The following is a 12,506-nucleotide window of genomic DNA, read 5'->3' as shown; positions in this document are numbered from 1 at the left end:
GCGTTTGAGCGCACCGGGCGCGGAGCGCACGGAACGGGGTCCGGGGCGGAGCCCCGGGATACGGAGAAAGGGCGGGGCGGGGAGACAGCTCCGCGCAGCGGCGCCCCGGCCCCGCCCCGCCGGGGAACGGCGAAGGCCCCGGGGGCCAAGTGGCACCCCGGGGCCTTCGGAAGCTGCGGCAGCCTAGGGAAGCTGCGCGGCACGCGCCTCGCGCCGGTTGTGGCGGAACGTGTTCGCCCGCCGCGTCGTCGCGAACAGCGGAATCGTCGCCGCGAGGGCGATCTGCAGCGCGCACCCCGTCTGGAGGAGCAGCTGGCCGCCCGGGGCGTCGAACGCCCAGGCGGCGAGGAGCCCCATGGCCCCGACGATCCAGCTGAGCATCGCCGCCGCGAGGGCCCCCCGCGGCTTCGGGTACTCGACCCGGCTCACCATCAGCCAGGCCACGCCGACGATCGCCAGCAGGGTCGGCACGAACGGCAGCTCCAGCAGCACGATCGAGACGACCGTCAGCGCGCCGAAGGGGCTCGGCATGCCCTGGAACATGCCGTCCTTCATCGTCACGCAGCTGAATCTCGCGAGCCGCAGTACGACCGCCAGCAGCACCACGATCGCCGCCAGCGCCGACACCTTCTGGTGCGCGTCGTCGGCGACCATCCCGTAGACCAGCACGAAGTACGCCGGCGCGAGGCCGAAGCTGATCAGGTCGGACAGGTTGTCCAGCTCGGCGCCCATCGGGGAGCTGCGCAGCTTGCGGGCCACGATGCCGTCGAAGAGGTCGAAGACCGCCGCGAGGAGCATCAGTATCACCGCGGTCGCCGCGCTGTGCCGGGCCATGCCGGACTCGCCGCTTCCGGTGAGGTGCGGGATGAGGATCCCCGTGGTGGTGAAGTACACCGCCATGAATCCGCACGTCGCGTTGCCCAGCGTGAGGGTGTCCGCTATCGACAGCCGCAGCGAGAGCGGCATGTCGTCCTCGGCGGACTCCTCAGGGGCGGACTCGGGCACCCAGCCGGTGGCAGGAGTCTCGGGGTCAGTCACGGTCAATTCGGGTCACCCCCGCGGTGGTGGCCTGACCGACCTCGACCGCGACCTCGACGCCCTCCGGGAGGTAGATGTCGACGCGGGAGCCGAAGCGGATCAGACCGATGCGTTCGCCCTGCTCCACCTTGGTACCGGCCGGCAGGTACGGGACGATGCGACGGGCGACGGCGCCGGCGATCTGCACCATCTCGATGTCGCCGAGCTCGGTGTCGAAGTGCCAGACGACGCGCTCGTTGTTCTCGCTCTCCTTGTTGAACGCCGGGACGAACCCGCCGGGGATGTGCTCCACGGACGTCACCGTGCCCGCCAGGGGCGCGCGGTTGACGTGGACGTTCAGCGGGCTCATGAAGATCGCGACGCGGGTGCGCCCGTCCTTCCACGGCATGATGCTCTGCACCACACCGTCGGCGGGCGAGATGACGCGGCCCTGCGCGATCTCGCGCTCGGGGTCGCGGAAGAACCACAGCATGCCCGCCGCGAGCGCGGTGGTGGGCACGGCCACGGCGGCCCAGCGGCCGGACTTGCGGGCCCGGGTCAGGCTGAGGGCCGCGGTGGCAACGGTCGGCAGAAGCCACGGCGATGCTCCGCGCGCGAGGCGTACGCCGAGTCGGCTGTCGCGAGGTGCAGAGGTTTGGCTGTGGGGCATGGATGACCTTCGTAGCGGGTGATTGCCGCGCCGCAAACGGGGGGACGGGACGGCGGCTTTACTGGAATGCTATCGGTTGCGCGCAACAACTGGGCAAGCCAGAAGCCGAGTCGATGGCCCCCAGCCAGTGACTGGCAGTGATCCTCCCACGGAAAACCGTGGGAAGAATCACTGCAAAAGGGACTTTCAGCCCTGGACTCGGTACTCCTCGAGCAGGCGGCGCCCGATGATCATTTTCTGGATCTCGGCGGTACCTTCACCGATCAGAAGCATCGGGGCCTCCCGGTAGAGGCGCTCGATCTCGTACTCCTTCGAGAATCCGTAGCCGCCGTGGATGCGGAAGGCATCTTCGACGACCTCCTTGCAGTATTCGGAGGCGAGGTACTTCGCCATGCCGGCTTCGAGGTCGTTTCGTTCCCCGGAGTCCTTTTTGCGTGCCGCGTTCACCATCATGGCATGGGCCGCTTCGACCTTGGTAGCCATCTCGGCCAGCTTGAACTGGATGGCCTGGTGCTGGGCGATGGCCTTGCCGAAAGTGTGACGTTGCTGGGCATAAGAGACACCCAGCTCGAACGCACGCTGCGCTACGCCGCAGCCACGGGCCGCCACGTTGACGCGGCCGACCTCGACCCCGTCCATCATTTGGTAAAACCCTCGGCCGGTCTGGCCGCCCAGGACCCGATTGGCCGGAATGCGCAGTCCGTCCATGATCAGCTCGGTGGTGTCGACACCCTTGTAGCCCATCTTGTCGATCTTGCCCGGGATGGTCAGGCCCGGACGGACCTCACCGAAGCCCGGCTCCTTCTCGACGAGGAAGGTGGTCATCGACTTGTGCGGGGCCGTGCCCTCGGGGTGTCCTTCGTCACTTCGGACCAGGACCGCGACCAGGGTGGAGCTGCCACCGTTCGTCAGCCACATCTTCTGGCCGTTCAGGACGTACTCGTCGCCGTCCTTGACCGCCTTCGACGTGATCGCCGACACGTCCGAGCCCAGACCCGGCTCCGACATCGAGAACGCGCCGCGCACCTCGCCCAGGGCCATGCGCGGCAGGAAGTGGTCCTTCTGCTCCTGCGTGCCGTGCTGCTTGAGCATGTACGCCACGATGAAGTGGGTGTTGATGATGCCCGAGACGGACATCCAGCCGCGGGCTATCTCCTCGACGCACAGGGCGTAGGTGAGGAGCGACTCACCGAGACCGCCGTACTCCTCGGGGATCATCAGGCCGAAGAGGCCGAGCTCCTTGAGGCCGTCGACGATCTGCTGCGGGTACTCGTCGCGGTGCTCCAGCTCGGTCGCGACCGGGATGATCTCCTTGTCGACGAACTCCCGGACGGTCTTGAGGATCTCCTGCTGGACGTCGGTGAGTCCGGCGGTCTGGGCGAGTCGGGCCATGGCTACTTCTCCTGCGTCTTCAGCTCCGGGCGGCCCGGCTGTTCGCCGCCGCGCGCCTTGATGTACGTCTCGGTCGGGACCATCACCTTGCGCCGGAAGACGCAGACGAGGGTGCCGTCCTGCTTGTAGCCCTTGGTCTCCACGTACACGATCCCGCGGTCGTCCTTGGACTTCGACGGGGTCTTGTCGAGGACCGTGGTCTCGCCGTAGATCGTGTCGCCGTGGAAGGTCGGCGCCACGTGCCGCAGGGACTCGATCTCCAGGTTGGCGATGGCCTTCCCGGAGACGTCCGGCACGGACATGCCGAGCAGCAGGGAGTAGATGTAGTTGCCCACGACGACGTTCTTGCCGAAGTCGGTCGTGTTCTCGGCGTAATTGCTGTCCATGTGCAGCGGGTGGTGGTTCATGGTCAGCAGGCAGAAGAGGTGGTCGTCGTACTCGGTGACCGTCTTCCCGGGCCAGTGCTTGTAGACCGCGCCGACCTCGAACTCTTCGTATGTGCGTCCGAACTGCATGGCCCTACGCCTCCGGGATCTCGAACTTGGTGGTGCGCTCCATGCCGGCGGCGCGGCCCTTGCCGGCGATGACCAGGGCCATCTTGCGGCTGGCCTCGTCGATCATCTCGTCGCCGAGCATCGCGGAGCCCTTCTTGCCGCCCGCCTCGGAGGTGCACCAGTCGTAGGCGTCGAGGATCAGCTCGGCGTGGTCGTAGTCCTCCTGCGAGGGGGAGAAGACCTCGTTGGCCGCGTCGACCTGGCCGGGGTGCAGCACCCACTTGCCGTCGAAGCCCAGGGCGGCGGCGCGGCCGGCCACCTCGCGGTAGGCGTCCACGTCGCGGATCTGGAGGAAGGGGCCGTCGATCGCCTGGAGGTCGTGCGTCCGGGCCGCCATCAGGATCCGCATCAGGATGTAGTGGTAGGCGTCCGCCGGGTAGCCGGGCGGCTGCATGCCCACGACCAGGGACTTCATGTTGATCGAGGCCATGAAGTCGGCCGGGCCGAAGATGATGGTCTCCAGGCGCGGCGAGGCGGCGGCGATCTCGTCGACGTTCACCAGGCCCTTGGCGTTCTCGATCTGCGCCTCGATGCCGATCTTGCCGACCTCGAAGCCCATCGTCTTCTCGATCTGGGTGAGCAGGAGGTCGAGCGCCACGACCTGCTGGGCGTCCTGGACCTTCGGCAGCATGATGCAGTCGAGGTTCTGGCCGGCGCCCTCGACGACCGTGATCACGTCGCGGTACGTCCAGTGGGTGGTCCAGTCGTTGACGCGCACCACGCGGGTCTTGCCGGTCCAGTCGCCGTTGTTCAGCGCGTCCACGATGGTGTGGCGGGCGCCTTCCTTGGCGAGCGGGGCGCAGGCGTCCTCCAGGTCCAGGAAGACCTGGTCGGCCGGCAGGCCCTGGGCCTTCTCCAGGAAGCGCGGGTTGGAGCCCGGCACCGCGAGGCAGGAGCGGCGCGGCCGCAGCCGGTTGACCGGGGACGTGGGCGTGGTCATGCGGAGACCTCCAGGGGGTCGAGCTTGTTCGCTTTCCGGATCTCGTCGACGATACGGCCGATGATCTCCGTGATACCGAAGTCCTTGGGTGTGAAGACGGCGGCGACTCCGGCCGCCCTGAGGGAGACGGCGTCGGCGTTCGGAATGATGCCCCCGACGATGACGGGGATGTCGCCCGCCCCCGCCGTGCGCAGGCGTTCCAGGACGTCCGGGACGAGCGCGCTGTGCGAACCGGACAGGATGGACAGTCCCACGCAGTGCACGTCCTCGGCCAGCGCCGCCGTCGAGATCTCCTCGGGCGTCAGCCGGATGCCCTGGTAGACCACCTCGAACCCGGCGTCGCGGGCCCGGACGGCGATCTGCTCGGCGCCGTTGGAGTGCCCGTCCAGGCCGGGCTTGCCGACCAGCAGGCGCAGCCGGCCCGAGCCCAGCTCGTCCGCGGTCCGGGTGACCTTCTCGCGGACCAGGGCCAGCGGAGTGCCCTCCTCGGCGGTGACCGCCACCGGGGCCGAGGAGACCCCGGTCGGGGCCCGGAACTCGCCGAAGACCTCGCGCAGGGCGCTCGCCCACTCGCCGGTGGTGACCCCGGCCCTGGCGCACTCCAGGGTGGCCTCCATCAGGTTCTCGGTGCCCGCCGCGGCCTCCTTGAGCCGCTCCAGGGTCTGGTCGACGGTCGGGAAGACGTACGGGTCGCCGCCGCCCTGGCGGTCCGAGGCCTCCTGGCGCTCGGAGCGCCAGCGCCGGATCCGCTCGACGGTGAACTCCTCGACCGCCGCGTCGACCGTCATGATCGCGCCGTCCAGGTCGGCGGTGAGCGGGTTCTCCTCGGACTGCTGGAAGCAGTTCACCCCGACGATCTTGTCCTCGCCGGACTCGATCCGGGCGCGCCGCTCGGCGTGCGAGGAGACCAGCTGGGACTTCAGGTACCCGGACTCGACGGCGGCCATCGCGCCGCCCATCTCCTGGATTCGGTCGATCTCGGCCAGGCAGTCGGCGACCAGGGAGTCGACCTTGGCCTCGATGACGTGGGAGCCGGCGAAGATGTCCTCGTACTCCAGCAGGTCGCTCTCGTGGGCGAGGACCTGCTGGATGCGCAGCGACCACTGCTGGTCCCAGGGCCGGGGCAGGCCCAGCGCCTCGTTCCAGGCGGGCAGCTGCACCGCGCGGGCGCGGGCGTCCTTGGAGAGGGTGACGGCCAGCATCTCCAGGACGATGCGCTGGACGTTGTTCTCCGGCTGCGCCTCGGTCAGGCCGAGGGAGTTGACCTGGACGCCGTAGCGGAAGCGGCGCTGCTTGGCGTCCTCGATGCCGTAGCGCTCCCGGGTGACCTGGTCCCAGATGCGGCCGAAGGCGCGCATCTTGCACATCTCCTCGATGAAGCGGACGCCCGCGTTCACGAAGAAGGAGATCCGGGCGACCACCTCGCCGAAGCGCTCCTCGGGCACCTGGCCCGAGTCGCGCACCGAGTCCAGGACGGCGATCGCCGTGGACATCGCGTACGAGATCTCCTGGACCGGGGTGGCCCCGGCCTCCTGCAGGTGGTAGCTGCAGATGTTGATCGGGTTCCACTTCGGGATGTGGTTGACCGTGTACGCGATCATGTCCGTCGTCAGGCGGAGGGAAGGTCCCGGCGGGAAGACGTGCGTCCCGCGCGAGAGGTACTCCTTGACGATGTCGTTCTGGGTGGTGCCCTGGAGCTTGGCGATGTCCGCGCCCTGCTCCTCGGCGGCCACCTGGTAGAGCGCCAGCAGCCACATGGCGGTGGCGTTGATCGTCATCGAGGTGTTCATCTGCTCCAGGGGTATGTCCTGGAACAGCCGCCGCATGTCGCCCAGATGGGAGACCGGGACCCCGACCCGGCCGACCTCGCCGCGGGCGAGGATGTGGTCCGGGTCGTAGCCGGTCTGCGTCGGCAGGTCGAAGGCCACCGACAGGCCGGTCTGCCCCTTGGCGAGGTTGCGGCGGTACAGCTCGTTGGACGCCTCGGCCGTGGAGTGGCCGGCGTACGTCCGCATGAGCCACGGACGGTCCTTCTGGCGCTCTGTCATCTCAGGCGATCCTTACGGCCTTTGAGCGGACTCAGACGTTGCGGAAGCGGTTGATGGCGTCGAGGTGCTTGGCGCGCAGCTCGTGGTCGCGCACGCCCAGACCCTCCTCGGGGGCGAGGGCGAGGACGCCGACCTTGCCCTGGTGGAGGTTGCGGTGGACGTCGTAGGCGGCCTGGCCGGTCTGCTCCAGGGAGTAGACCTTCGACAGGGTGGGGTGGATCTTGCCCTTGGCGATCAGGCGGTTGGCCTCCCACGCCTCGCGGTAGTTGGCGAAGTGCGAGCCGATGATCCGCTTGAGGGACATCCACAGGTAGCGGTTGTCGTACTCGTGCATGTAGCCCGAGGTGGAGGCGCAGGTGGTGATGGTGCCGCCCTTGCGGGTGACGAAGACGGAGGCGCCGAAGGTCTCGCGGCCCGGGTGCTCGAAGACGATGTCGATGTCCTCGCCGCCGGTCAGCTCGCGGATGCGCTTGCCGAAGCGCTTCCACTCCTTGGGGTCCTGGGTCTGCTCGTCCTTCCAGAACTTGTAGCCCTCGGCGTTGCGGTCGATGACCGCCTCGGCGCCCATGGAGCGGCAGATCTCGGCCTTCTCCGGGGAGGAGACGACGCAGATCGGGTTGGCGCCGCCGGCCAGGGCGAACTGGGTGGCGTAGGAGCCGAGGCCGCCGCTGGCGCCCCAGATGAGGACGTTGTCGCCCTGCTTCATGCCGGCGCCGTTGCGGGAGACCAGCTGGCGGTAGGCGGTGGAGTTGACCAGGCCCGGGCTCGCGGCCTCCTCCCAGCTGAGGTGGTCGGGCTTGGGCATCAGCTGGTTGGACTTGACGAGGGCGATCTCCGCGAGGCCGCCGAAGTTGGTCTCGAAGCCCCAGATGCGCTGCTCGGGGTCGAGCATGGTGTCGTTGTGGCCGTCCGAGGACTCCAGCTCGACGGAGAGGCAGTGCGCGACGACCTCGTCGCCGGGCTTCCAGGCGTTGACGCCGGGGCCGGTGCGCAGGACGACGCCCGCGAGGTCGGAGCCGATGATGTGGTACGGGAGGTCGTGGCGCTTGGTGAGCTCCGAGACGCGGCCGTAGCGCTCCAGGAAGCCGAAGGTGGACAGCGGCTCGAAGATCGAGGTCCACACGGAGTTGTAGTTGACCGAGGAGGCCATGACGGCCACCAGGGCCTCGCCCGGGCCGAGTTCCGGCACCGGGACCTGGTCCAGGTGCAGGGACTTGCGGGGGTCCTTGTCGCGGCTGGCGAGACCGTCGAACATCTCGGTCTCGTCCTTGTGCACGGTGATCGCGCGGTACGAGTCGGGCAGCGGCAGCGCCGCGAAGTCTGCGGCGGTGGCGGACTGCGACTGAATCGCGTCCAGGATGTCCTTCACGGTGTTGCCTCCGGCTGAGCGCTGTCTGAGGGTGCGCTGAGGGGTACGCGGTGCGTGCGTGGGAGCGTGTGGCGGGTGCTGCGAGGTGCCGTCGGTCCGGCAGAGCTGGTGGAGCGGCCGCGCCTGTGGTGAGGCGGGCGGGGGCCTGGTGACGCAGGCATCCGGGGCGCGTTCCGTGCCGAGTGGGCGTGGACCGCGGGGACGTCCGGACGGGACTCAACGTATGGCACCCCGTGTCACTCGGCAAGGCACTGGGTGCCAAAAATTTCTCTCACTTGCCGATTGACCTGCGCATATGAGCGATGATCGATCAGAGTTACCCGCGAGTAGGGGCAACTCGGACAAACGAAAGCGACCGCCCCCGGAACGGGAGCGGCCGCTGTGACGAGAGCGACTTACTTGTTCTTGAGTGCTTCTTCGATGGTCCGCATGACCTCGTCGAGCGGGGCGTCGGTCCGGGCCACCGCGACCAGCACCTCGCCCTCGGTGCGGACCGCCGTCTGCGGGGCCGCGCCCGCGCCGGCCAGGGTGCGGCCCGCGCCGATCCCGGAGCCGAAGGTCTTGCGCACGATGCCGAAGGCGTGGTCCAGCTGGGCTTCCACGTCCCCCTGGCCGCCGGCCCGCAGCCAGCGCCGCAGCACGTGGTTGTGCGCGGTGACCACCGCCGAGGCGGCCACCTCCGCCAGCAGCGGGTCGTCGTTGCCGTCGTGGTGGTCGGTCTCGTCGAAATGGGCCAGCAGGTAGCGCGTGAACAACCGCTCGTAGCGGGCCACCGAGGCGATCTCCCGCTCCCGCAGCGCCGGCACCTCGCGGGTCAGCCGGTAGCGCTCCACGGACACCGCCGGCGAGGCGGCGTACATCTTCATGACCTCCTTGATCCCCCGGCACACCGTGTCGAGCGGGTGCTCGTGCGCCGGGGCCACGTCCAGGACCGCCTCGGCGCGGGTCAGGGTGTCGTCGTGGTCCGGGAAGATCGCCTCTTCCTTGGAGCGGAAGTGCCGGAAGAAGGTCCGCCGCGCCACCCCGGCGGCCGCGGCGATCTCGTCGACCGTCGTGGCCTCGTACCCCTTCGTCGCGAACAGCTCCATGGCCGCCGCGGCGAGCTCGCGGCGCATCTTCAGGCGCTGGGCGGCCGCCCGGCTGCCCGCCGTCCCCTCCGGGGCGTCGGAGGCCGAGGTGGCGCGGGGTGAGGTCTTGGCGGGCTGGGACATAGAGCGAAAGTACTTCATCCGGGCGGGCGCGCGCTCCGGAGGGGGGTGGGAGGGGGGTGGATGCGGGGGAGGGCCCGCACTGGGCCCGGGAGGGTATGTCCGCCGTGAGGGTCCGGCGGACCCGAGCAGCCCTCCCCACGCATCCTGCTCAGGGCCCGTCGGGTCACCGGCGGGCGTACTCACGGAATCCGCGGCCTGTCTTGCGGCCCAGGCAGCCCGCCGCGACCAGGTGCTCCAGCAGCGGCGACGGGGCCAGGCCCGGGTCGCGGAACTCCTGGTGGAGCACCTTCTCGATGGCCAGCGACACGTCCAGGCCGACCACGTCGAGGAGCTCGAAGGGCCCCATCGGGTAGCCGCCGCCCAGCTTCATCGCGGCGTCGATGTCGTCGAGGCTCGCGTAGTGCTGCTCGACCATCTTGACCGCGTTGTTCAGGTACGGGAACAGCAGCGCGTTCACGATGAACCCGGCCCGGTCCCCGCAGTCCACCGCGTGCTTGCGGACCTTCCCGCAGACCTCGCGGACCGTGGCGTGCACGTCGTCCGCGGTCAGGACGGTCCGGACCACCTCGACCAGCTTCATGGCCGGCGCCGGGTTGAAGAAGTGCATGCCGATCACGTCCTGCGGGCGCTCGGTGGCCCGCGCCACGGCGATCACCGGCAGCGAGGAGGTGGTCGTGGCCAGCACCGCGCCCGGCTTGCAGACCTTGTCCAGGCCCGCGAAGAGCTGCTGCTTGACCTCCAGGTCCTCGGCGACGGCCTCCACGGCCAGGTCCACCTCGGCGAAGGCCTCCAGCGAGCCCGCCGGGGTGACCAGCGCGAGGGTCTGCGCGGCCGCCTCCTCGGTCAGGCGGCCCCTGGACACCGCACGGTCCAGGGACTTCCCGATCGCGGCCTTCGCGGCCTCCGCCTTCTCCTGGCTGCGCGCGGCCAGCACCACCGGGTAGCCGGCCTGCGCGAAGACCTGCGCGATCCCGCTCGCCATGGTCCCCGAGCCGGCCACGCCGACCGAGTGGACCGGGCGGCCGGAGCCGAGCAGCGAGCCGTCCAGCGGGGTCTGCAGGTCGCGGACGACCTTGGAGCTGCCCGGGGCCTCGTAGGTGTAGAAGCCGCGGCCGGCCTTCTGCCCGGTCAGGCCGGCCTCCACGAGGTGGCCCAGGATCGGGGCCGGGGCGTGCAGCCGGTCGCCGGAGGAGGCGTACATGGCCTCCAGGACGGTCCGGGCGGTGTCCACGCCCACCAGGTCGAGCAGGGCGAGCGGGCCCATCGGCAGGCCGCAGCCCAGCTTCATGGCCGCGTCGATGTCCTCGCGGGAGGCGTACTTGGCCTCGTACATGGCCGCGGCCTGGTTGAGGTAGCCGAACAGCAGGCCGTCGGCGACGAAGCCGGGCCGGTCGCCGACCGCGACGGGCTCCTTGCCGAGCTCCCGGGCCAGGGCGGTGACGGCCTCGACCGCCGTGGGGGCCGTCAGCACGCTGGAGACGATCTCCACGAGCTTCATCGCCGGGGCCGGGTTGAAGAAGTGCAGGCCCAGGACGCGCTCGGGGCGCAGCGACTCGGCGGCGAGCCGGGTCACGGACAGCGCGTTGGTGCCGGTGGCCAGGAGGGTGTCGGGCCGGACGACCGCGTCGAGCTCGTCGAAGACCCGGTGCTTGAGGTCGTAGTCCTCGGGGACCACCTCGATCACCAGGTCGGCGTCGGCGGCGGCGGAGAGCTCGGTGGAGGTGCGGAAGCGGGCGAGGACCTCCTCGCGCTCCTGCCCGGTGAGCTTCTCCTTGGCCACCGAGCGGGCCGTGGCGGCCGCGAGGGCCCCGGCGGCCCGGCGGACGGCCGCCTCGCTGACGTCGATGCCGACGACCTCGCGGCCGGACCGGGCGAGGACCTCGGCGATGCCGGTGCCCATGGTGCCGAGGCCGACGACGGCGACGGTGCGCAGGGGGGAGGGACTGGACGTGGACGGAAGGTCCATCGCGGGACTCCAGTGGAATGAGGGTGACGACTGGGAGGGCGCGCGCGGTGCACGGTGCGCGCGGTGCCGTACGGCACGTGGTGCGGGGCGTGCGGGAACGCGGTGCGCGACGCCGTGCGCGGGGCCGTGCGTCGACGCGGTGCGTGGAGAGCCGTACGGCGGTGCCGGGGTGGGGCTGCTGCCGAGCGGGGCGGGCCCTGGTGGCCGTCCCGGAGGGCGGGCGCGGCGGGCCTGGCGGCACGACCCTGTCCCGGGGTCCTGCCGTGCGTACGGGTGGTGCGGTGAACCGACTGGCACGGGGCGGCTGCGTCACCAGGCCGGTCCCGTGCGTGTGGAAGAGACAGTAACTCGGCGGTAACTCGCGCGCCAGAGCGCGGAGATGTGACCTGTACCGCCCAAATGTACCGATCATCGATGATCGATCAGCCGGCCGGGTCCAGGGGGTGGAACTCCGCGAACCGGGCGTGGCGCCGCGCGCGGACCCCTAGGGTGGCCGCGTGAACGAGGTACTGGAGCGCCTGCGGGCCGAGTCGGACGGGTCCCCCGGGTACGAGGAGCTGCTGACGGCCGGGCCCGACGGGCTGGCCGCCTCGCTGACCTCGGCCGGGCAGCCCCTGTGGGCCCGCGAACTGGCCGCGTACCGGCTGGGCATGGCCAGGGACCGGCGCGCCTTCGAGCCGCTGGTCCTGCTGCTCAACCACCGCGACCCCGCCCGCTGCGAGGCCGCCGCGCAGGCCCTCGGCGTGCTCGGCGACCCGCGCACCGCCCGCGCGGCCGCCGCCCTCGCCACCAACACCCTGCGCACCGCCTACGCCCTGCACCCGGTGCGGCTGCTGGCCGCGCTGCGGGCTCCCGAGTCGGCCCCCGCCCTGATCTCGACCCTGTCGCGGCTGCTGGCCCCGCACGACCCGTACTGGCGGGTGGCGCTGGCCTGCGTCGAGGGCCTGGGCGCCCTGGCCGACGCCCGGGCCCGCGACGTCCTGGTCCGCGCCCAGGCCCACCCCCGGCTGGCCCTGGCGGCCACGGACGCCCTGAACCGCCTGATCACCCACCACCCCGACGCGTAGGCCCCGGCCGGGCGGGGACGGGGGCCGCCGCGCGGGGCCGTCTCCCCGCCCCGCGCGGCGGGAGCCTCAGGACGCCGGCGGGACGATCGCGAAGGCCTCCACCTCCAGGAGGAGTTCCGGGCGGAAGAGGGCCGCGACCTGGACCGCCGAGGAGGCCGGCAGCAGGTGCGGGGCGATCACCTCGTCGCGGGCCGCCCGCCGAGGACGGGACCGCCCGGGTCTGTGTCGTCGGATTCGGGGCGGGCTGCGCAGGGCAGGCGGCGACGGAGGCC

10 protein-coding genes and 1 pseudogene are annotated in these 12,506 nt (G+C 70.7%); 1 reads left to right on the top strand and 10 read right to left on the bottom strand.

Annotated elements, in window-relative coordinates:
* Positions 1–183: 183 nt before the first annotated feature.
* From pssA to ACFVXK_RS32495, 9 genes are all read right to left on the bottom strand, one after another.
* Entirely contained in the window at positions 184–1,044 is an 861-nt protein-coding gene (pssA, locus tag ACFVXK_RS32535) for a CDP-diacylglycerol--serine O-phosphatidyltransferase (RefSeq protein ID WP_237293154.1), read from the bottom strand.
* Positions 1,031–1,687 carry a phosphatidylserine decarboxylase gene (locus ACFVXK_RS32530; RefSeq protein WP_045951332.1) on the bottom strand — a complete coding sequence of 219 codons (657 nt, stop codon included), beginning with the start codon at positions 1,685–1,687 and terminating at the stop codon, positions 1,031–1,033. The genes pssA and ACFVXK_RS32530 overlap by 14 nt, the downstream gene beginning before the upstream one ends.
* Before the next feature lie 186 nt (positions 1,688–1,873).
* The gene (locus ACFVXK_RS32525; protein WP_358894858.1) at positions 1,874–3,079 is read right to left on the bottom strand and encodes an acyl-CoA dehydrogenase family protein; all 1,206 of its coding nucleotides are present in this window, start codon (positions 3,077–3,079) and stop codon (positions 1,874–1,876) included.
* A 2-nt stretch (positions 3,080–3,081) separates the two neighbouring features.
* Positions 3,082–3,594, bottom strand: a complete 513-nt coding sequence (locus tag ACFVXK_RS32520) for a MaoC family dehydratase (protein WP_100862510.1) — start codon at positions 3,592–3,594, stop codon at positions 3,082–3,084.
* Between the two features lie 4 nt (positions 3,595–3,598).
* On the bottom strand, positions 3,599–4,573 hold the full coding sequence (locus ACFVXK_RS32515; protein ID WP_389618890.1) for an HpcH/HpaI aldolase/citrate lyase family protein: 975 nt from the start codon (positions 4,571–4,573) through the stop codon (positions 3,599–3,601).
* Complete coding sequence (locus ACFVXK_RS32510) at positions 4,570–6,621, bottom strand: protein meaA (RefSeq protein ID WP_389618887.1); 2,052 nt, start codon at positions 6,619–6,621, stop codon at positions 4,570–4,572. Before ACFVXK_RS32510 ends, ACFVXK_RS32515 begins: the two co-directional genes overlap by 4 nt.
* 31 nt (positions 6,622–6,652) lie before the next feature.
* On the bottom strand, positions 6,653–7,990 hold the full coding sequence (gene ccrA, locus ACFVXK_RS32505; protein WP_388947378.1) for a crotonyl-CoA carboxylase/reductase: 1,338 nt from the start codon (positions 7,988–7,990) through the stop codon (positions 6,653–6,655).
* 395 nt (positions 7,991–8,385) lie between these two features.
* Positions 8,386–9,201, bottom strand: a complete 816-nt coding sequence (locus ACFVXK_RS32500; RefSeq protein WP_389618884.1) for a TetR family transcriptional regulator — start codon at positions 9,199–9,201, stop codon at positions 8,386–8,388.
* A gap of 163 nt (positions 9,202–9,364) precedes the next feature.
* On the bottom strand, positions 9,365–11,167 hold the full coding sequence (locus ACFVXK_RS32495; RefSeq protein ID WP_389618881.1) for a 3-hydroxyacyl-CoA dehydrogenase family protein: 1,803 nt from the start codon (positions 11,165–11,167) through the stop codon (positions 9,365–9,367).
* Between the two features lie 497 nt (positions 11,168–11,664).
* Between ACFVXK_RS32495 and ACFVXK_RS32490 the strand changes: the two genes are divergently transcribed.
* Positions 11,665–12,234 (top strand): HEAT repeat domain-containing protein, encoded by a 570-nt coding sequence (locus ACFVXK_RS32490; RefSeq protein WP_389618878.1) that lies wholly within the window; start codon positions 11,665–11,667, stop codon positions 12,232–12,234.
* A gap of 66 nt (positions 12,235–12,300) precedes the next feature.
* Here the strand turns inward: ACFVXK_RS32490 and ACFVXK_RS32485 are convergent.
* Positions 12,301–12,432 (bottom strand): annotated as a pseudogene (locus ACFVXK_RS32485) (RidA family protein); the annotation flags it as partial.
* Positions 12,433–12,506 lie beyond the last annotated feature (74 nt).

It is taken from the genome of Streptomyces sp. NPDC058157 (assembly GCF_042884105.1).
Taxonomy (GTDB): Bacteria; Actinomycetota; Actinomycetes; order Streptomycetales; family Streptomycetaceae; genus Streptomyces.
The sequence above is the reverse complement of the archived record's forward strand: the minus strand, read 5'-3'. Positions and strand labels throughout refer to the sequence as shown.